The organism is Flavobacterium sp. AG291, from assembly GCF_003350375.1.
GTDB classification, from domain to species: Bacteria; Bacteroidota; Bacteroidia; order Flavobacteriales; family Flavobacteriaceae; genus Flavobacterium; species Flavobacterium suzhouense.
Map to the genome: position 1 here is coordinate 50,438 of NZ_QQAR01000010.1, position 19,443 is coordinate 69,880.

Genomic DNA, 19,443 nt, shown 5'->3' on the forward strand with positions numbered 1-19,443 from the left:
TAAAAAATGTTCTTTTTTGAGTTGTTATATTTGTAACAAAATGTTTTATTTTTATATTTGCCAACCAAAGTTGCAACATAATCAATTAATTAGGCTATGAAGACGATCTCATCCGTAGTAGAACACTACATTAAAACAAAACCATTTTTGCTGAGCGCATTGTCGCAGGGTATTATAAACCTTACGTCATTGGCGCGAAATATGATGCCGGAGCTGGAGCAGGAACTTGGTAAAGATGTTAAACAGGGTGCTGTAGTAATGTCGTTAAAAAGATTGTCCGAAGATCTTGACTTTAGGGTAAATCATAAAATCATAAAAGTATTAAGAGCTATAGGCGAAATAACAGTTCGTTCATCGCTTACTGATTATACCTTTGCCGTGTCTGATACTATTCTTGCCAAACAGGCCGAACTTATTGCTAACATAAATGCTAATCCTGAAGTTTTTTATACTTCGTCAAGAGGTGTAAACGAAACGAATATTGTGGTAAGTTCATCAATGAATGCTGTCGTAGACAGGCTTTTTGCAGATGAGAAACAAATTGAGCGTACAGAAGATCTTGCTTCTATAACTGTCAAACTGCCAAAAGAGAATATTTCTACCCCGGGTGTTTATTACTACATTTTTCAACGTTTGGCGTGGGAAGGTATCATCATCTCTGAGGTAATCTCGACATCTTACGAATTTACTATTTTGGTAAGCGAGCAGGAGGTAGACCTTGCCTTTAAGGTAATCAAAGACCTTAAGAATCTTTAAAATAAGATAGTAACAATATTTGAAGCCCTCTTTTAAGAGGGCTTTGTCTTTTTTATACTCTTAATGTATTACATATTGTTTTTTAATATATCTTTGTAGAGTGATTAGTCAATCTGTAAATGATAAGCGTAAAGATTTACTCTCGGCAGCCTTGAGGCTGTTTGCCGAGAATGGCTTTCATGGCACCCCTACAAGTAAGATTGCTAAAGAGGCCGGCGTTGCAAATGGAACGCTTTTTCATTATTATAAAACAAAAGAAGACCTTATAGTATCCCTTTATATTGATATAAAATCCAGGATGTCCGAATATGTTGAGGCCCATTCTGAGAAAGAGAAAAGTGTCAAAAAGAATTTCAGGAACCAATACTTACAGGTTATGCTATGGTCGTTGAAGCATCGCGATGAATTCCTTTTTATTCAGCAATTCCATAGCTCTCCTTTCGCTTCACTTGTACCGGCAGAAGAAATTGAAAGGCTTAGCGGAAAAACATGTGAGCAGATTGAAAAAGCAATTAAGGATAAGGCTATTAAAAAAAGAGATGTAAATTATATTATGACTCTTTTTACCAGCCACACTTTTGGGCTTAACCAATATCTAAGCAAAGCGCAACTTAACGAAAAAGAACAAAAAGAGGTAATTAAAGACAGCTTTGATATGCTTTGGAAAATGCTGTCTTAATTTTTAATTTATATAGAGTGATTAGTCAGTCTATTGTTGAATGATGAAAAAAAGAATAAAAAAAATATTTATGACACTATTAATAATACTGGCCTTACTGGTTGCCGGAGTTATACTTTTTATGCAAACGCCCCAATTTGGGCGTAAACCAACCGGAGAGCGATTAAAGAAAATAGAGCTTTCTCCAAACTATAAAGACGGACAATTTCAGAACCTGAGACATACTCCCGATTTGGCCGAAGGAGTAAGTATGAGTAATGTACTATGGAAATTCTTTTTTGGAAAAAGCAAAAGAAGTAAACCTAAGGCGGCACTGCCTTCACAGAAAACGGATTTACTTCATCTCGATCCTAAAGAGAATATAATTGTTTGGTTTGGTCACTCATCATACTTTATTCAGGTTGATGGAAAAACCATACTGGTAGATCCTGTATTTAGCGGTTCGGCTTCTCCTATAAGTTTTACTACAAAGGCTTTTGCCGGAGCCGATGTGTATTCTGCGGATGATTTTCCTAAAATTGATTTTCTGTTTATTTCCCATGACCACTGGGATCATCTGGATTATGAAACGGTAATGAAGCTTAAAGGAAAAGTAAGTAAAATTATTACCGGGCTTGGTACAGGTGAGCATTTTGAGCGTTGGGGCTTTGACATGAACTCCGTAATTGAACGCGACTGGTATGAAACTGTTGAAATGGGTGAGAGCTTTAGCGTTCATGTAACACCGGGGCGTCATTTTGCAGGGCGTACCTTTAAACGCAATACAGCTATATGGGCATCTTTTGTACTAAAGACGCCTACCCAAAATTTATTCCTTGGTGGAGACTCGGGATATGATTCACACTTTAAAGCTATAGGTGATAAATATGGACCTTTTGATGTAGCAATATTAGAATGTGGTCAATACAATGAGTCCTGGAAATACATACATATGATGCCGGAGGAAACAGTAAAAGCAGCGCAGGAACTAAAGGCTAAAAAGCTAATGCCAGTGCACTGGGCAAAGTTTGCTCTCGCACTGCACGACTGGGATGAGCCTATAATAAGGGTTTCGGAAGAAGCAAAAAAACAAAATATACCCCTGATTACACCGATGATTGGGCAAAAGGTAAACTTTGAGAAAGAGGAGACCTTTGCCGAATGGTGGAAAGGATTAGAATAAAAAAAACGCGTTTAAGATATCTTAAACGCGTTTTTTTTAGATAGCTTTCTTCTAATTAAATGTTGCCGAAACCGTAGCAACTATAATACCGTCTGAATCTGCGGTACCTTCTATAGATTTTAGTTTTGTTTCACCCTGATATACATTAAGGGTTACTTTATCTCCGGGTTGTGCATCTATTGCCGAAAAGCTAAAACCTCCTACATAAGTATCGCTGTCTGCAGTATAAGTATATGTCCATGGCAGAGAAGTAATATCTGCAGATGTACCTCCACCATTAGCAGTATAGGTTGCGCTCATGTCTGTAGCAGTTGTCGAACCTGTTACTTCGTACTTAATTTCTCTCGAAGATGATACCGGTTTTTTGTCATCATCATCTGAACATGAGGTTAGCGATACTGCCGACATAATTACCGCAAACACATAAATCAATGGATTTTTCATAAAATATTTTTTAATTGTTATTGGTCGCAAATATAGATTTCAGGTTTTTTAAACATTCTTAAAATGTAGGATTTAACTTTAGTTTAACCGATTTTAAGGAGAGCTTAAGAAGATTTTAAGATGTATAATTTGATAAATAAAAAAGGGAAGAGCCAAAAGCTCTTCCCTTTTTTATTGCTGATATACGGGCTATTTACTCAAATACCAATTCAAGCATTTCGAGTGCTTTTTTAAGTGATTTTACATTCTCAAAAGTAAGCAACAGCCTCAGTCCGTTTTTGGTTTGTTTTTCTTTCATCTTTGCAACTCCCTGATGTCTTTGTACAAATTGCAGTACTTTATGGAAAGCCCCCGACTGGTAATAGTCGGATTGCTGATCGCCTACAAAATAACCGACCATTTTACCTTGTTTCAGTACCAGTTTTTCAATACCCATTTTGGTAGCGAGCCACTTAATGCGCATACTTATCATAAGCGCCTGAGCCTGTTTAGGCAAAGGCCCGAATCGGTCGGTCAGTTTAGCTTCAAAAGCAATGAGCTCTTCTTCGTTCTTAACGGCAGCAAGGTCGTTGTACAGGTTAAGTCGCTCGGTAATATTGTTTACATATTCGTCAGGAAAAAGCAATTCAAAATCAGTATCAATCTGAATTTCTTTTACATATTCTTTTTCAGTTTGTTCTTCTCCGTCGTCATAAAGGTCTTTAAACTCATTTTCCTTAAGTTCGTCAATAGCCTCGTTCATAATCTTTTGGTAAGTGTCAAAACCAATCTCATTAATGAATCCGCTCTGCTCACCGCCTAACAAATCTCCCGCACCACGAATTTCAAGATCTTTCATGGCAATATTAAACCCACTGCCTAAATCGCTGAACTGCTCTAAGGCTTGTATACGTTTGCGGGCGTCTTCGGTCATTGCCGAATAAGGAGGCGTGATAAAGTAACAAAAAGCTTTTTTATTGCTTCGGCCTACACGTCCACGCATCTGGTGCAGGTCGGACAAACCGAAGTTATTGGCATTGTTAATGAAGATAGTATTGGCATTTGGTACGTCGAGACCACTTTCAATAATAGTGGTTGCAACAAGTACGTCAAACTGGCCATCCATAAAATCAAGCAACAGTTCTTCGAGTTTTTTACCATCCATCTGGCCGTGGCCAATACCTACCTTTGCCCCCGGAACAAGGCGCTGTATCATTCCGCCAACTTCCTTAATGTTCTCAATACGGTTGTTAATAAAATATACCTGTCCGCCACGTTGTATCTCATACGAAATGGCATCACGAATAATTTCTTCGTTAAAGCCTACCACTTGCGTTTCTATAGGATAACGGTTAGGTGGGGGTGTAGTAATTACAGACAAGTCCCTTGCAGCCATAAGCGAGAACTGAAGTGTTCTTGGTATAGGTGTTGCGGTAAGGGTAAGGGTGTCTACATTTTGAGCTATCGTCTTAAGCTTATCTTTTACATTTACGCCAAACTTTTGTTCCTCATCGATAATCAAAAGCCCCAGATTTTTGAACTGTACATTTTTATTTACCAGTTGGTGCGTACCTATAAGGATATCGAGTTTTCCGTCGGCAAGATCTCTCAGGGTTTCCGATTTTTGTTTTGCTGTTCGGAAACGGTTAAGATAGCCTATCGTAACCGGCATATCTTTAAGCCTTTCGCTAAATGTTTTGAAATGCTGAAATGCCAGTATGGTTGTAGGTACTAATATGGCAACCTGTTTACCGTTATCGGCAGCTTTAAATGCGGCACGAATGGCTACCTCGGTTTTACCGAAACCTACGTCGCCACATACAAGCCTGTCCATAGGGCGTTCGCTTTCCATGTCAGCTTTTACATCGCGGGTAGCCGTAATCTGATCGGGTGTATCCTCATAAATAAAAGATGATTCCAGCTCGGCCTGCAAATAGCTGTCCGGCGCATACTGAAAACCTTTTTCAAGCCTGCGCTTGGCGTATAGCTGAATAAGGTTAAAGGCAATGTGCTTAACACGTGCTTTAGTTTTTTGTTTAAGTACTTTCCAGGCATTGCTGCCCAGTTTATATATTTTTGGTGGAGCACCGTCTTTGCCGTTGTATTTGGATATTTTATGCAGCGAGTGGATGCTTACATACACAATGTCATTATCGGCATATACCAGCTTAATGGCTTCTTGTGTCTTTCCTTCTACCTGTATTTTTTGCAGCCCGCCAAATTTTCCGATGCCATGGTCGATATGGGTTACATAATCGCCAACAGATAATGAATTTAATTCTTTTAGCGTAATGGCTCCTTTTTTAGAATAGCCGTTTTTGATGCTGAATTTATGGTAGCGTTCAAATATCTGGTGATCGGTGTAACAGGCAATCTGGTATTCTTCATCTATAAAACCTTCATAGATAGGGAAGACTATAGTCTTATACTGTTTGCGGAAATCTTCATGTCCGGCTTCATCCAGGCTTTCAAAAATGTCGTGAAAGCGTTTGGCCTGCGCCTCATTAGAACAGAAGATATAATTTTTAAAGCCATTGTTGTGATTGTCGCTCAGGTTATTGAGTAAAAGGTCAAACTGTTTGTTGAACGACGGTTGAGGCTGAATATGGAATTCAAAAGTTTTTTGTGTTCTGAATATTGGTTTGGTACCAAACTCGACAATGGTAAAATCGAGCGCCTTTTTTATAAAAGCCTCCTGATCAAGAAAAAGCTCTGATGGTGCTGCATGCTTAATGTCTTTCGAAAGCTTATCGAAAGCTTCGTTAGCCTTGTTGAATAAAACATCGAGCTTAGAAAAAAGGGCATCGGTATCGCGAATAAGGATAACCGTTTTTTCGTTAATGTATTCCAGAAAGCTTTCACGGTTTTCCTGCAGCTGCTTGTTTTCAACATTCGGCATTACCGTAATCTTATTCTTTTTTTCGAGGGATAACTGCGAAGCAACATCAAACGTACGGATGCTGTCTACCTCATTGCCAAAGAATTCTATACGGTAAGGATTGTCGTTTGAGAATGAGAATACATCGACGATACCACCACGAACAGAAAATTCTCCCGGTTCGGTTACGAAATCTACACGTCGGAACTCATATTCAAACAATACCTCATTGATGAAGTCTATAGAAACCTGATCGCTTACGGCAACTTTCAGCGTATTTTTTTCGAGTTCTTTTCGGGTAACTACCTTTTCAAAAAGAGCCTCGGCATACGAAACAATGATTGCAGGTTTTTTACGTGAATTGATACGGTTAAGTACTTCCGATCGCAATAGTATGTTAGCGTTATCGGTTTCTTCAATCTGGTAAGGACGCCTGAATGAACCCGGATAAAACAGCACATCCTGATTGCCAATGAGCTGCTCAAGGTCGTTAAGGTAATAAGCGGCCTCTTCTTTGTCTTTAAGAATAAGAAGGAACGGCAATTCGCTTTGGCGGAAAAGTGGATCGGTGACAAACGACAATGCCGAGCCCAAGAGCCCTTTTACATGTATTTTGTTTTCGCGTTGCTGTAAGGCACTAACGATTTGTTTTATTTTAACCGACTGGCCGTATTTATCTAAAATTTCAGGTTTCAATGTGGTTCTTTATAATCAGTTATTTTGTGCAGGTCCCGGTCTTGGTGTAAATGTTCGCATTTGCTGATTAGGCGTAGGTAAAGATTGCGGCTGCGACTGTGGCTGCATACCCGGATTAGCCATGCGGGTAGTATCAAGTGCCCTTAACATTTCTTCTTCCCCTATCTCTTTCGGAATTTCGCTCAAAATTACCATTTCGCTCATTTGGTTTTGCAGCGAGGTTGTTTCGTGAGTAATTTCTTTTATAAGCGACACCACTTTTTTATCAGGTATAACCGCAATGTTTATATAAGTGTACAGCGATTTAATTTTGGTGTTAAGCCCGTTGATACGGCTGCGTATCTGTGGCTTGTTGAAAAATCCGGGAATGTTTGTGTCAAGCTGCTCTCCTTTTGCAACAAGGGTCTTTGCTTTTTGTCTGTAAGCACTTAAGGAACCGGTGGGCTTTTGCATCAGTTCGTTATGAAATTGCTGCCACTCGTTCCAACCCGAAATTTGGGCTGCAACCTTATCATTTACAGGAGGAACATTAAACCTCCAGTTCTCGCTTATCACTTTTAAAATAGAGTCGTTTTGTTTTTCAGTTCGGATTGTTTCGGCACGTCGTTGAGCGTCGTCGTCCTTACAGGAAAAAAGTACTGCCGAAAAACAGCAAACCACAATGAGTTTCAGGTATTTCATGTTTGATTGTTGAAGTAGCAAATTTACGAATGTTTACTAATATGTTCCTGCCTGAGATTAATTCTTTAGAAACATTTTTAATTTACTTTTTACGGAAAACGCGAGCGGTTTTTTCAGGATAATGCATCAGGACAGCTTTACAAATCACAATCTTTTAAAAAAATGTTACAATAGGGGTTTAAGAGAGTGAAATTCATAATGGTAAAGCAGTATATTTGTGGTCTGTAAATACAACTAACATGGCAAAAATTTTAATCATAGGCGCTTGTGGCCAAATTGGTACTGAGCTGACAAAAAAACTTAGGGAAGTATATGGTACTGATGCTGTTATTGCTTCAGATATACGTAAAGGAGATCCTGAATTTGTGGCTTCGGGGCCATTTGAGGTAGTAAATGCCCTTGATTTTAACCAGATAGAAACTGTAATTGAGCAAAATAACGTAGAAGATGTATATCTTATGGCGGCGCTGCTTTCGGCTACTGCCGAAAAGAATCCTGCTTTTGCATGGGATCTTAACATGAACTCACTTTTCCACGTGCTTAATCTTGCTAAAGCAGGGAAGATCAAAAAGATTTTCTGGCCTTCGAGTATTGCGGTTTTCGGCCCAACAACTCCTAAACAAAATACACCACAGTATACAGTTATGGAACCGTCTACCGTATATGGTATTTCTAAGCAATCGGGCGAAAGATGGGCAGAATACTACCATAACATTTATGGGGTAGATATCCGAAGCATCCGTTACCCTGGCCTTATCAGCTGGTCTACACCTCCGGGTGGTGGTACTACTGATTATGCTGTTGATATTTACCACAAAGCACTTGCTGACGGAAAATACACTTGTTTCCTTAGTGAAGAGACAAGGCTTCCAATGATGTATATGGATGATGCTATCCGTGCTACAGTAGAAATCATGCAGGCACCTGCAGAGAACATTAAAATACGTTCGTCATATAACCTTTCAGCAATGGATTTCACACCAAAAGAAATTGCTGAGGCTATTAAAAAAGAAATCCCGGATTTCACTATTGACTATGCACCGGACTTCCGACAAAAAATTGCAGACAGCTGGCCTCAAAGCATTGATGACAGCAGCGCAAGACAAGATTGGGGTTGGAAACATGATTTTGACCTGAATTCTATGACGGTTGATATGCTGGAACACCTTAGTGTTAAATAGTAATTGGTTTTAGGGTTTTAAGTTACCTGACAACATAAAAAAACGCAGATAGAGATTAATCTTTATCTGCGTTTTGTTTTATAGGTTTGAGTGAAGCTAACTGCAAACTGCGACTGAATACTGCCTACTTTTTTGCTTTTAGTTTTTCAATCAGAGCATCTTCATACTCTGCTTTTAAAGGAAGCACTTTTTCGATATTGTCATTAGGAAAAGTCATAGAGAGTACATATTGTTTTATCTTCCATTCTTTTCCGGTTTTTTCCAGCACACCCGACCCCTGGCATGCTTTCATGTGTGTGTCCAATAATTCATTGAACCAGGCCGTTTTACCATCTTTGCTAAAAAAGATATTGCGTTGCAGCGCTTTGAAATCCCATGTTCTGCCCTTATCAAAATAAGGTTTTGAGAAGGCCTCAAATTCTTTTTTTGTCCAGTTTTCGGTTGCATCGGTGCCAATGTAAATACCGTCTTCGGCAATCTTGCCAAAGTATCCATTGTAGTCTGCTTTTGCCGCTGCTGCGTGCCAGTTGTCAAGCATGGTATTTATAACTTTTGTTTCGTCAGCAGTGTTTACTTCAGCAGGTTTTGTAAACAGATAAGTACTAATGGCTAGTGATAGTACCGAACATAGAAGTGCAATTTTTTTCATTCTATTGATGATTGATTATACTGCTAAAATAAAAAAAGAACCTTAATAGTTATATTAAGATTCTTTATATAGTTTTTTTTATTTACCCCAACATCTCATTGTGTTGAGAAAGGTCGAGTCCAAGCTCTTCCGCTTCTTCTGATACACGCAGAGGAATAAAGAAGTTTGTAACTTTATATAACAGCATTGCCCCGAAGAAAGAGAAGGCAGCAACCAGTATCATTGCCATCATGTGGTGGCCAAAAATATGCCATCCGCCATGTAGCAGGCTTGCGTCTTCACCTTCGGCAAAAATTGCAGTCAGTATCATTCCCATGATACCACCCACACCGTGGCAGGCAAATACATCAAGGGTGTCGTCAATACGTTTAAGAGATTTCCAGTTTACCATAGTGTTTGATACTATAGCTGCTGCAAAACCAAAGAAGATACTTTTTGGAACCGATACAAATCCGGCGGCAGGGGTAATGGCTACAAGGCCTACAACAGCACCAATACAGGCACCCAGAGCCGATACTTTTCTTCCGTTCAGCCTGTCGAAGAACGACCACGTCAGCATTGCCGAAGCTGAAGCGATAGTTGTAGTGGCAAAAGCCATTGCAGCGGTATGATTGGCCGCCAGTGCTGATCCCGCATTAAAGCCAAACCACCCAAACCAAAGCATCCCTGTGCCTAATAATACAAACGGAATATTAGTAGGGATGTATTCAAGGTTTTTACGTTTCCCCAGGCACAGCACACCTGCTATAGCTGCAAATCCGGCACTCATGTGCACTACGGTTCCGCCCGCGAAATCTTTCACGTGAAAATAACTGCCCAGCAGTCCGTTAGGATGCCATACCATGTGGCACAAAGGCGCGTATATTAATAAGGAGAACAGACATATAAACAGCAGGAACGAAATGAATCGGATACGTTCAGCCAAGGCGCCGGTAATAATAGCCGGAGTGATGATGGCAAACTTCATCTGGAAAAGTGCGAATAATATAAAAGGTATAGTAGTTGCCATTTTAGCATGCGGATGTTCATCTACATAATCAAAAAAAGCAAAATCGGAAGGGTTACCTATAAGGCCGTAATGCGTTCCGCCAATTTCAATACCCAACGGACTACCAAACGAAAGGCTGAAGCCAATCACTACCCATAACAGGCTGATTACACCTAAACATATAAAGCTCTTTAACATGGTAGAGATTACATTCTTTTTGCCTACCATCCCCCCATAGAAAAAAGCGAGTCCGGGGGTCATTAATAATACAAGACAGGAAGCCGTAAGCAGCCAGGCAACATCTGCCGGAACGATTGCGTCGGTGCCATTAAACTGCGACGATTTTTCGGTTACTGTGGCGTGATCCCAAAAAAGGCCGGTGATGGCAGCAGCAGTTGTGATGATAAAAGCAAAAATCCAACGTTTTTCTAATTTCTTCTCCATTATACCCTATAATTTATAGGGGTAAAATTATAAAATATACTTCTTAAAATTTATTTAGGTGTTATTTTTAGGGGATTTCTAATTTACTGTTCTAATTTGCTTCCTTTTTTCTTGAATCAACAAGTAAAAACCAAAGCAGTTATTTACAATTCAACAAATTTGCAATTAGATGCAGTCACAATTTAGTGACTTGTTTTGTGCGAAAAAAGCGTAATAGTATCAATTGTTAAAATTTGGCAAAATAATTGTGGTGTAAACTATTGATAATTAAGGCAAAAAAAGAAACGAACAGAAATGTTAATGTTAATAACTTGTTAAAGAAGCAGGCGTATTATGTTCGGTAATTCTTTAAAATTGTACATCGATAAACCAATCAATCGCATCCATTACTATGAACACATTGCAACACACCGTCGAAGACTTTAAACTCTTCGAAGCCATTGCCGACATCGCATTTATTGCGGGGCAAAGGGGTTTCTTCTCAGGTGACTCCAGATTAGACATTGCCGAATTTATCCATTGGGCAAAAGAATTCGAAGACATGCACGAAGAAACCAACTGGGACGAGGTAGACTATCAGGAATCAATTGAAGCTTTTACCGGCAACAAACTAAGGATAGATCTTCATTAAAACCAAGGTGGCTTTAACCCTCAGCGGCTGCACTGCTAATTGTCTCTTTGATAATGGCAATGCAGCCGTTTAAGTTTTTCTTTACTTCATTGCTCCAAAAGCGGAGCACGGTCCAGCCGTGAGAGGTTAGGTATTCGTTGACTTCTTTGTCGCGTTCTATATTGCGTGAGATTTTCTTTTCCCAAAACTCTGCATTTGTAGCAGGTTTCTTTTTAGTTTCGAAATCCTTGCCATGAAAAAACTCGCTATCTACAAAAACAGCGAGCTTATATTTTTTAAAAGTAAAATCAGGTTTACCAAAAACGGTTTTATTGTTTTTGCGGTATCTCAACCCTTCCTGCCACAATGCTTTTCCTAAAGCTAGTTCAAAACTGGTGCCGGTGCTTTTTACGGCAGACATATTCTTTGAACGCTGTTGCGGAGTGTGGCGATCCATTATTTAATAAATCTTATTTGAAGATTAAGTTTGAAAAATAAGTTTCCGTTTTCAATGAAAATTTTACCGAAATCGTGCCTTGAAGAACTTGCCGTTTCCAATTTCGTATTATTCAAAAGATAATCTTCAAATCTATTTTTATTATAAATATGATAGCACAATACATCGCCATTTTCTTTTACAACAAGATATCCTCCAGTAGCATCATATTCTCCTGTCCAAACTTTTGATGGCATCATTCCCAAAGCTATATCAGTAAGAAATCTTTTTATTTTGTAGCTATAGAATTGATGATTATTTGTATTGTCAAAATTTAATGGGTTCTGAGTTTCTATATTTTCAGTTAAATTTAGAGTTGTTGATCGATTGCTAGTGTAAAAATCAAAAACTACTGCGCCTAATATGTCTGGCAATTTGCTGTCAATCAAAGTTAAGTTATTAGAAAATATTTTTTGTTCCGTTGCTATAAAACTAAAAACTGCCCCATATTTTACAAGAATATCAATTCTGTCTTTTATCTTGCTTTTAGTATCAATGCTATTGATGCTTGAAAGATCTATTGCTTCTTGATTAGGTAGGTTAATTTTATATATGAAATTAGTTGTCCTTCCTGCATTCAGTAAAGTTGATGGGTTTCCTAATTGAGACTTTATACTGAAGCCTAAAAGAGGTTTTTGGTTTGTATGCGAATCATGAATAATAATTTTAATATCTGTTTTTGCTGAAGAGTTAGCTTTAAGAGAAATACAATTTATTGTACTCATAAACTCTTCAATTTCAGGGACAGAAAATGTAGTTTCTGGACTTGATTTAATTTTCTTTAAAAGGATTTGAGCTTTTTCTTTAAATTCAGAAATTGGTAGCCTGCCAATTTCCTGATCATGAGAAATGATTACAATTTCATCATTTATGGAATATTCGAAATTTCCATTTGATTCTGTCCTGAGTATTTTAATTATAGGATAAAATGCATTAGCAATGATGTTTTCATTCTCGTCACCAATGTTTAGAACGGAATCTCCCAAAAGTTTAAAGAGCACATATATTTCACTCCATTCGCCTTTATTACCTGTCAACATCAAATTATCTTTTTAAAGGTTACTACACCAAAACTGTCAACATCATAACTTATTAAACTTATAATATTTTCATTTTCAACAGTTTTTCGCATTATTAAATATTGAATAAGTTCATCTGTAAAACTTCTAGAAATATAAACTCCTTCATAACTATTGACTGGTAAAGATTTTGATGCTGCAAAAGACTTTAAATACCCCATAAGTTGAGAAATTTCTTCTATACCAATTTTTGCCGATTTTTTTAGTTCAAAAAAACTATAATAAAAAATCCTTTCATTATGCTTGAATGTCGCTAAAATGTCACTTCTGAATTGCATAGATTTAAAGATAGGAGCTTCTAAAATAAGTTCGTTTATATTTAGAAGACCTAAATCTTCTCTAACATTATTAGTGTTATGGAGTACATTATAAACAATGTATGCATGAAGAACATCTTCTAATATTGCCGAACCTTTGTTAGAAGGTATTAAGTTGAAACTTATTGATGTTGGAATATTAATTTCATGTAATTTCTCTATATCTAAATTTTTTGCTTCAATATCATTTTTGATAGCTACATCGTTAAATTTAGAATCAAAATTTTCAGGATCAGTTTTGGGATTATATTTATAAAATAAGTTTAAAATTTCATTATATTCTGATTCGAATAATTGCCTAATCCCTCTGTAAGTAGAATTTACATCTCTCGAGAGTGTTATCATAGATTCAATCAATCCAGCTTCAACTAAACTGTAAAATTCAAATGATGGAACTGGATTGGGAAAATATTTCTTTCTTTTGAAATTAAATCTATACGGGTATATTTCATCCTCTTCAAAAAGGTTGTCAAAACATATATATGGAACACTAGTAACTTCAAAGACACCAATTAAATGGGAAACCGGATTTTTTACATACAGTATAATAGTGTCTCCAGGCTTAATGGCGTATAAATCTTTTACTTTTCCCCAAATAGTTTTGCGGTTTTCGTCCGGTCCGCCAACATTTCCATAAACTCCATTTTTCAACGAAATGTCAATTGCTAATTCATTACTTATACAGATATGAAAACCCATTATTTAGTTTTTAATAAATTCAATATTTTCTCTGCAGTAGCCTGTATAGCGGGAACAGCAACAGAATTTCCAAATTGTTTATATGCTGATGCATCGGCAACAGGGATTATATAATTATCCGGAAAGCCTTGAAGTCTTGCCCATTCACGAGGAGTCATTTTTCGTATGCCTTCACGATTTACTTCTCCTTTTATATGTGTGGTTGGTGTAAAATCTGTTAATCGGTCATCATAAACTAAATTTCTTTCACGCCCCATCCCTCCGACAACAATTGCATTCGCAATTCCTGTATCAGGGATTATTTCATAGCCAAAGCCATTACCTTTACTTGCGTGGCGAGCTTTGTGTTCTTTTAGCGTTTTTAGGTATTGGGTTGAAAGGTAATATTTTGAAGTTACCTCTTTCTTTTCTTTAATCTTTGAGAAAGAAACTTTTTTACCTGTTGGTTTTGGATAGTTAAATTCACTTATTCCTAAGTCTCCTCTAAATCCAACTATATATATCCTCTCTCTGTTTTGAGGCACGCCATGATCCTTGGCATTAATAATTTCAGGTTCCGGTACAAAATATCCTAAATCATTTCTTAGTACATTTAGAATAGTTGCCAGGGTTTTGCCTCCGTTGTGGTTTCTCAACCCCTTTACATTCTCAAGAAAAATAGCTTTCGGTCTTTTTCTTTTAATTATCTCAGCTACATCAAAAAATAATGTTCCTCTTGTATCTTCAAATCCGCCGCGTTTACCCGCTATGGAAAATGCCTGGCAAGGAAAACCCGCGCACAATACATCAAATCCGTCAGGGATATATTGTTTCGTTTGTTCTTTTGTAATATCACCAAAAGGGACTTCACCAAAATTAGCATGATAAGTTTTTTGTGCGTTTGCATCCCATTCAGATGTAAATACGCATTTACCTCCCAGATTTTGCAGGGCTAATCGAAAGCCTCCAATACCAGCAAAAAGATCAATGAATTTAAAGCTGTAGTTTTCAGGAGTAGGAAAAGGTACATCTTCTACTTCAAATAAAAGTTGTTGTAAAGCAATATCAGAAACAAGTTTTAAATCTTCTTCTTCATTTTTATAGGTTACAAACTCTTCTACATATTTTTTAGCATCCTCCTCATAATGTTTTGCAACACCGTTATCTATGTTATGAAGGTAATGGGTTACTACAGCCTTATTATAATCTGGCTCAACAACTCTAACCTTAAACTTTTTGCCATCAAATTCATTTATTGATAACTTCTCTTTCATTTTCATTTTGCAAAGGATTTGTCATTAAAAAAAGTTGCGAAATCAACATCGAGAGCATGGATTATTTTTTCAATAATCTCAATCGAGACATTGCGTTGACCTTTCTCTATATCTGAAATGTAGTTGCGGTCAACGTTCGAGATATTAGCAAGATGCTCGATAGAAAAATTTTTCTCCATCCTCAAAGCCTTTACCTTTAATCCAAATTTTTCTTTGATATTCATAATCTTTAAAAGTATCGCTGTGCGGTCAATTGACCCGCCTACAATTGGCCGCATAAAAATTTTATTATCAACATTTTTATAACCAAAAAAGCTTTTCCGAAATCCGAAAAAGCTTATCTATAACCCACAAAAAAACCGGCCTAAGCCGGTTTCTTATTAATGTCTTCCATGTCCTCGACCTCTGCCGTGGTCGTCGTGATGACGGTGGTCGTCATGGTGGTCATGGTGTTTATAATGTTTATACTTTACAGGTTTTGCATAAGCAACCCTTGCAGGGCGGTAGTGGGTATATGGTGTTGGGCCATAATAGTTATTTACTACCACTTTCGGACCGCGATACAGGTCATATCCCCTGTAGGCTACCGGAAGATAGGCACGACGTGCCCAGCGTCCGTTGTCCATGTATATATAATGTCTTGTGCTGCAGTCGTAATACGTTTGTATTTCGGGTAGGTAATAATAACGTACCTCTGTGTGTACCGGTGGTGGTGGCGCCCATGCCGGTGGTGTACCTATGTTTACATTAAGACCAACCGATACCTGTGCCTGCGTGCTGCCAAAAACCATAACTGTTATAGCTATCAGCAATGTTCTTATTGTTTTCATGATTCCTTCGATTTAGATAATTAGTTGCTAAGCTAAATCCAACATCTGTGCCAATCCACAGGCATTAAGAAAATTTTAGGAAAACGTTTTCGGGGTTTCGCAGGTAAATTATTGTATTTCAGAACTTTTATTGGATGATTTTTTTTCGGGTTTTGCATAAAAAAACCGGCTGTTTGCCGGTTCATATTAGTGTTTTCCTTTTCCGTTTCCATGTCCGTTACCTTTGCTCTTGCCACTTGCATTTGGACTTCCGGTCATTTTTTTCGCCTGTCCAGGAGGTACGCCTATCGTTTTCTGGGCCTTCCCTTTATAGCCTTTAGGGTATTTTACCTTATAGGTTTTGTAAGTAGTATAGGGAGCATTTCCACGATAGTCCGTCATTACCACCTTATACCCATTATAAAAATTGTAGCTCCTGTAGGGAGCAGGAACAGATACGGTTCTTACCCATCGACCATTGGTAAGGTAAATATATTCGCTGGTTCTTACATCATAATAAGTTTCAATATCTGGTAGATAATAATAATTTACGTCTGCATATCCCGCCGGACCCCATGCCGGAGGCGTACCTATGTTTACATTTACCGATACTTGTGCGTGCATACTGCCCAGAACAAAAAATGCTGCTGCCAGTATCAATTTTTGAATCGTTTTCATAGTTTTAGGATTTGTTGTTACTAAACAAAGTTAGCATCATCTTTTGGGTAAATAATTCCTGTTAAGAAATTTTTAGCTTTCTTGTTTATATTCTTATGTCAGAGGAAATTATTGCTAAATTTACGGTAACTACTTAAAGCCATTGTTTATGGAGACTAAAAAAGAACTTACCGAGAAAATATTAAAGATCACCGTACTTATCCAGGAACGCTATCCTCAGCTTTCTAAATATTTAAGCGAAGTACAGGAAACGCTTCCGGCTTTTGAGCACCCCGAAGTAGATGCCGAAGCGCTTGCTAAATATTACCAGACACTCGAGGAAATGCTTAAAGATTATCTGGAGCAGCATCCTGAGCTTTAATTAGGATTCTTGTATATAAAAATAATAAAAGCTGTTTCCAATCACTATGGAAACAGCTTTTAATTGTTTATTATAGAGGTTAAAAAATAACTTTGTTGTTTAGCCTCCTGGAACTTTCCGATATCAGTATTTCATGCAGCAAAGCTTCATTTGATGGTGTTTGTTTAGTAACAACGACCGAATCTACCGAGAAAGCACTAAGCGCTTCTGATACTGATAGCGTATTTTCAGCAGAGTCTTTACGCCCGTTGAAAGGAAAAGTATCCGGACCGCGCTGGCTTTGTGCATTGATGTTAATACGTCCTAATTGACCAATCATCTGGTCAATATAAAACGAGATCTTTTGAGGGTCTTCGCTAAAGATACTTGCTTGCATACCAAATCTGGATTCGGTAATATAGTCTACCGGTGCCATAGGATCGTCAAATGCCACTACCGGAATAACGGGGCCAAACTGTTCTTCCCAGTATATTTTCATATCGCGGTTTACAGGATAAAGCATTGCCGGCTTCATCAGCGAGTGGCCCAGGTTACCTCCGCCATCCGCTACATTGACAATCTTTGCACCTTTAGCAATAGCATCATCAATACATTCTTTCAGATAGCCCGGTTTTTCAGGTTCTGCAAGTGGTGTAATGGAAACACCTTTATCCCACGGCATGCCCAAAGGAAGCTTATCAATAGCTGCTGCAAGCATGGTGTTGAATTTATCAACAATGTCAGCATGTACAAACAGTATTTTTAAAGCGGTACATCGCTGTCCGTTGAAGGATAAAGTGCCTATTATTACTTCTTTAATTGTAGCTTCTAAATCGGCATCAGGCAGTACAACAGCTGCATTTTTGGCATCAAGCCCTAGTACGGCATGAAGGCGGTTAGATTTTGGGTGCATTTTCTTAAGGCTGTCGGCAACGCGGCTCGAACCTATAAGTGCCAGTACATCTACCTGACCTGACTGAAGCAGATATGGAACGATGTCCCGTCCACGACCGTAGACGGTATTTACTACACCTTTTGGAAAATGTTCCTTAAACAAGTCTAAAAGAGGGTTGAATAGGAGAGTACCATACTTTGGTGGTTTGAATAGTACCGAGTTTCCGTTTATCAGTGCCGGAATAAGCATGGTAAAGGTTTCGTTCAACGGATAGTTAAAAGGACCCATGCATAATACCACACCATAAGGCAGCTTTTTCATTTGTCCAATAAAACCGTTGGTAACCTTAAACATAGATGATTCGTTATGAATCTGTTTTACTGTTTTTATGGTTTCTTCAATATATTCTATGGTACGGTCAAATTCCTTTTCGGCATCGGCTACGCTTTTGGCAATTTCCCAAACAATGAGTTTTACAATTTCCTCACGATGTTCTTTAAGCCCTTTGGTAAAACCTTGCATGGCTTTTATACGGCCTTCTGCGCCCATAGAAGGCCACTCGCCACGCCCGAAGTCGTGCGCCTGAAGCGCTGCTTTAAGCGCCATTTCGGCTTCTTTTTCGGTAGCCAGAGGATAACTGCCTATTTCGAGAGGAGCAGCTTCCTCGCCCTCTTTTTTTACGAATATCTGTGAATAAACGGTGTGTACCGGGCCGGTCCAGTTTATGAATTCACCATTGATGAGGATTCTTTTTTGATGTAATGGCTCAGCGAGCCTTATGCTTTCCGGTATGTCTTTTTCATACGGAAACGCATTTTGAAGATCTGTGGTTGTTTGCATAATAGAGAATTTTAGAGTAACAAATTTCAGCAAAAACATTCTTATAACCTTGTTAACAATCAAACAATTAGTTGTGAAAATGAAAGAACTGTTTAAAAATTTTAAAATAAATCATTATTCATAAAAACCTACTGACATAGGGCTGTCACTTAGTGCTCATAATTTTGCTTCATAATCATCATCAAATTATTTAAAATTTAAAATTATGGAAACTAAAACAGCCACCGTATCAGTACTTTCATCAGAACAATTATTAAAACACTGGCAAGGCCACAGAAACCTTACACGTAGAACTATTGAGGCATTTCCTGAAAAGGAACTGTTCAATTTCTCGGTAGGGGGAATGAGAACCTTTGCACAACTGGCTATGGAGATCATCGATCTGTCTAATCCGGGTATACTTGGGCTTGTAACCAATGTATGGAAAGATATGGCCGACCTGCCACACCACAGCGGAGTGGGGATGCCAACGACTAAAGAGGAGTTGCTTGCTCTTTGGGACGAAACTACAAAAGTGATCGATACGCTTTGGATCCAGATGACACCGGAGCGTTTTCAGGAAAGCACCATTGCTTTTGGGCAATATCCGGGGCCTGTGTATGGTACATTACTGTATTTTATAGATAATGAGATCCATCATCGTGGTCAGGGGTATGTATACCTTCGTGCTTTAGGTATCGAGCCTCCATTTTTTTGGGAAAGACCATAATCCTGAGTTCATCATCAATCAATCAATCAATCAATAAAAAATGGCTGTCTTAACAAGACAGCCATTTTTTTGGTTCTATAACTTTAATAACAATACTATATTTTCATTTCCCTGGCCAATTCAATTAAACAAGTCATTTTCTTCCTGAGTAAGTATACACCTGACAAAAATAACAGAACAT

Annotated in this window: 20 protein-coding genes; 7 read left to right on the forward strand and 13 right to left on the reverse strand. The window is 38.1% G+C overall.

Annotated features, from left to right (window positions below; translation table 11 throughout):
* Positions 1-96: 96 nt before the first annotated feature.
* The 3 genes from DEU42_RS11465 (at position 97) to DEU42_RS11475 (ending at position 2,597) form a co-directional block, all read left to right on the forward strand.
* Positions 97-756, forward strand: a complete 660-nt coding sequence (locus tag DEU42_RS11465; RefSeq protein WP_114758446.1) for an aspartate kinase — start codon at positions 97-99, stop codon at positions 754-756.
* A gap of 100 nt (positions 757-856) precedes the next feature.
* The gene (locus tag DEU42_RS11470) at positions 857-1,435 is read left to right on the forward strand and encodes a TetR/AcrR family transcriptional regulator (protein WP_199509087.1); all 579 of its coding nucleotides are present in this window, start codon (positions 857-859) and stop codon (positions 1,433-1,435) included.
* A gap of 70 nt (positions 1,436-1,505) precedes the next feature.
* Positions 1,506-2,597 carry an MBL fold metallo-hydrolase gene (locus DEU42_RS11475; protein WP_199509088.1) on the forward strand — a complete coding sequence of 364 codons (1,092 nt, stop codon included), beginning with the start codon at positions 1,506-1,508 and terminating at the stop codon, positions 2,595-2,597.
* Positions 2,598-2,648: 51 nt separating this feature from the next.
* Here DEU42_RS11475 and DEU42_RS11480 read toward each other — a convergent pair whose 3' ends face one another.
* The 3 genes from DEU42_RS11480 to DEU42_RS11490 all read right to left on the reverse strand — a co-directional run bounded on the left by DEU42_RS11480 (position 2,649) and on the right by DEU42_RS11490 (position 7,275).
* Positions 2,649-3,041 carry a hypothetical protein gene (locus DEU42_RS11480; protein WP_114758447.1) on the reverse strand — a complete coding sequence of 131 codons (393 nt, stop codon included), beginning with the start codon at positions 3,039-3,041 and terminating at the stop codon, positions 2,649-2,651.
* A 193-nt stretch (positions 3,042-3,234) separates the two neighbouring features.
* Complete coding sequence (gene mfd / locus DEU42_RS11485; protein WP_410501020.1) at positions 3,235-6,552, reverse strand: transcription-repair coupling factor; 3,318 nt, start codon at positions 6,550-6,552, stop codon at positions 3,235-3,237.
* A 57-nt stretch (positions 6,553-6,609) separates the two neighbouring features.
* A complete protein-coding gene (locus DEU42_RS11490; RefSeq protein WP_114758449.1) occupies positions 6,610-7,275 on the reverse strand; it encodes a hypothetical protein in 666 nt (221 codons plus the stop codon).
* Between the two features lie 239 nt (positions 7,276-7,514).
* Between DEU42_RS11490 and DEU42_RS11495 the strand changes: the two genes are divergently transcribed.
* Positions 7,515-8,456, forward strand: coding sequence for an L-threonine 3-dehydrogenase (locus DEU42_RS11495; RefSeq protein ID WP_114758450.1), 942 nt, complete (start codon positions 7,515-7,517; stop codon positions 8,454-8,456).
* Between the two features lie 124 nt (positions 8,457-8,580).
* Here DEU42_RS11495 and DEU42_RS11500 read toward each other — a convergent pair whose 3' ends face one another.
* Both DEU42_RS11500 and DEU42_RS11505 read right to left on the reverse strand, forming a co-directional pair.
* On the reverse strand, positions 8,581-9,105 hold the full coding sequence (locus DEU42_RS11500; RefSeq protein WP_114758451.1) for a nuclear transport factor 2 family protein: 525 nt from the start codon (positions 9,103-9,105) through the stop codon (positions 8,581-8,583).
* Positions 9,106-9,187: 82 nt separating this feature from the next.
* Positions 9,188-10,537 carry an ammonium transporter gene (locus DEU42_RS11505; RefSeq protein ID WP_114758452.1) on the reverse strand — a complete coding sequence of 450 codons (1,350 nt, stop codon included), beginning with the start codon at positions 10,535-10,537 and terminating at the stop codon, positions 9,188-9,190.
* A 391-nt stretch (positions 10,538-10,928) separates the two neighbouring features.
* Here DEU42_RS11505 and DEU42_RS11510 point away from each other — a divergent pair, with 391 nt between their 5' ends.
* Positions 10,929-11,168, forward strand: a complete 240-nt coding sequence (locus tag DEU42_RS11510; protein ID WP_114758453.1) for a hypothetical protein — start codon at positions 10,929-10,931, stop codon at positions 11,166-11,168.
* A gap of 13 nt (positions 11,169-11,181) precedes the next feature.
* On the opposite strand, the gene DEU42_RS11515 is transcribed toward DEU42_RS11510, so the two are convergent.
* The 7 genes from DEU42_RS11515 to DEU42_RS11545 all read right to left on the reverse strand — a co-directional run bounded on the left by DEU42_RS11515 (position 11,182) and on the right by DEU42_RS11545 (position 16,478).
* Positions 11,182-11,604, reverse strand: coding sequence for a very short patch repair endonuclease (locus DEU42_RS11515; RefSeq protein WP_114758454.1), 423 nt, complete (start codon positions 11,602-11,604; stop codon positions 11,182-11,184).
* On the reverse strand, positions 11,604-12,683 hold the full coding sequence (locus DEU42_RS11520) for an HpaII family restriction endonuclease (protein WP_114758455.1): 1,080 nt from the start codon (positions 12,681-12,683) through the stop codon (positions 11,604-11,606). The genes DEU42_RS11515 and DEU42_RS11520 overlap by 1 nt, the downstream gene beginning before the upstream one ends.
* Entirely contained in the window at positions 12,683-13,738 is a 1,056-nt protein-coding gene (locus DEU42_RS11525; protein ID WP_114758456.1) for a hypothetical protein, read from the reverse strand. Before DEU42_RS11525 ends, DEU42_RS11520 begins: the two co-directional genes overlap by 1 nt.
* Entirely contained in the window at positions 13,738-14,997 is a 1,260-nt protein-coding gene (locus DEU42_RS11530) for a DNA cytosine methyltransferase (RefSeq protein ID WP_114758457.1), read from the reverse strand. The genes DEU42_RS11525 and DEU42_RS11530 overlap by 1 nt, the downstream gene beginning before the upstream one ends.
* On the reverse strand, positions 14,994-15,215 hold the full coding sequence (locus DEU42_RS11535) for a helix-turn-helix domain-containing protein (RefSeq protein ID WP_114758526.1): 222 nt from the start codon (positions 15,213-15,215) through the stop codon (positions 14,994-14,996). Before DEU42_RS11535 ends, DEU42_RS11530 begins: the two co-directional genes overlap by 4 nt.
* Before the next feature lie 156 nt (positions 15,216-15,371).
* Positions 15,372-15,821, reverse strand: coding sequence for a hypothetical protein (locus DEU42_RS11540; RefSeq protein WP_114758458.1), 450 nt, complete (start codon positions 15,819-15,821; stop codon positions 15,372-15,374).
* A 186-nt stretch (positions 15,822-16,007) separates the two neighbouring features.
* Positions 16,008-16,478, reverse strand: coding sequence for a hypothetical protein (locus DEU42_RS11545; protein WP_114758459.1), 471 nt, complete (start codon positions 16,476-16,478; stop codon positions 16,008-16,010).
* Positions 16,479-16,626: 148 nt separating this feature from the next.
* Between DEU42_RS11545 and DEU42_RS11550 the strand changes: the two genes are divergently transcribed.
* Positions 16,627-16,839, forward strand: coding sequence for a hypothetical protein (locus DEU42_RS11550; protein WP_114758460.1), 213 nt, complete (start codon positions 16,627-16,629; stop codon positions 16,837-16,839).
* Between the two features lie 79 nt (positions 16,840-16,918).
* On the opposite strand, the gene DEU42_RS11555 is transcribed toward DEU42_RS11550, so the two are convergent.
* Positions 16,919-18,553, reverse strand: coding sequence for an aldehyde dehydrogenase family protein (locus DEU42_RS11555; protein ID WP_114758461.1), 1,635 nt, complete (start codon positions 18,551-18,553; stop codon positions 16,919-16,921).
* A gap of 205 nt (positions 18,554-18,758) precedes the next feature.
* Between DEU42_RS11555 and DEU42_RS11560 the strand changes: the two genes are divergently transcribed.
* A complete protein-coding gene (locus tag DEU42_RS11560; protein ID WP_114758462.1) occupies positions 18,759-19,262 on the forward strand; it encodes a DinB family protein in 504 nt (167 codons plus the stop codon).
* Positions 19,263-19,443: the final 181 nt, after the last annotated feature.

Coding starts and splice junctions, on each gene's coding strand:
- DEU42_RS11520 (WP_114758455.1), bottom strand. CDS start 12,683: ATGTTGACAGGTAATAAAGGCGAATGGAGTGAAATATATGTGCTCTTT.
- DEU42_RS11465 (WP_114758446.1), top strand. CDS start 97: ATGAAGACGATCTCATCCGTAGTAGAACACTACATTAAAACAAAACCA.
- DEU42_RS11475 (WP_199509088.1), top strand. CDS start 1,506: ATGACACTATTAATAATACTGGCCTTACTGGTTGCCGGAGTTATACTT.
- DEU42_RS11500 (WP_114758451.1), bottom strand. CDS start 9,105: ATGAAAAAAATTGCACTTCTATGTTCGGTACTATCACTAGCCATTAGT.
- DEU42_RS11490 (WP_114758449.1), bottom strand. CDS start 7,275: ATGAAATACCTGAAACTCATTGTGGTTTGCTGTTTTTCGGCAGTACTT.
- DEU42_RS11545 (WP_114758459.1), bottom strand. CDS start 16,478: ATGAAAACGATTCAAAAATTGATACTGGCAGCAGCATTTTTTGTTCTG.
- DEU42_RS11525 (WP_114758456.1), bottom strand. CDS start 13,738: ATGGGTTTTCATATCTGTATAAGTAATGAATTAGCAATTGACATTTCG.
- DEU42_RS11505 (WP_114758452.1), bottom strand. CDS start 10,537: ATGGAGAAGAAATTAGAAAAACGTTGGATTTTTGCTTTTATCATCACA.
- DEU42_RS11495 (WP_114758450.1), top strand. CDS start 7,515: ATGGCAAAAATTTTAATCATAGGCGCTTGTGGCCAAATTGGTACTGAG.
- DEU42_RS11550 (WP_114758460.1), top strand. CDS start 16,627: ATGGAGACTAAAAAAGAACTTACCGAGAAAATATTAAAGATCACCGTA.
- DEU42_RS11510 (WP_114758453.1), top strand. CDS start 10,929: ATGAACACATTGCAACACACCGTCGAAGACTTTAAACTCTTCGAAGCC.
- DEU42_RS11540 (WP_114758458.1), bottom strand. CDS start 15,821: ATGAAAACAATAAGAACATTGCTGATAGCTATAACAGTTATGGTTTTT.
- DEU42_RS11555 (WP_114758461.1), bottom strand. CDS start 18,553: ATGCAAACAACCACAGATCTTCAAAATGCGTTTCCGTATGAAAAAGAC.
- DEU42_RS11535 (WP_114758526.1), bottom strand. CDS start 15,215: ATGAATATCAAAGAAAAATTTGGATTAAAGGTAAAGGCTTTGAGGATG.
- DEU42_RS11530 (WP_114758457.1), bottom strand. CDS start 14,997: ATGAAAATGAAAGAGAAGTTATCAATAAATGAATTTGATGGCAAAAAG.
- DEU42_RS11560 (WP_114758462.1), top strand. CDS start 18,759: ATGGAAACTAAAACAGCCACCGTATCAGTACTTTCATCAGAACAATTA.
- DEU42_RS11515 (WP_114758454.1), bottom strand. CDS start 11,604: ATGGATCGCCACACTCCGCAACAGCGTTCAAAGAATATGTCTGCCGTA.
- DEU42_RS11480 (WP_114758447.1), bottom strand. CDS start 3,041: ATGAAAAATCCATTGATTTATGTGTTTGCGGTAATTATGTCGGCAGTA.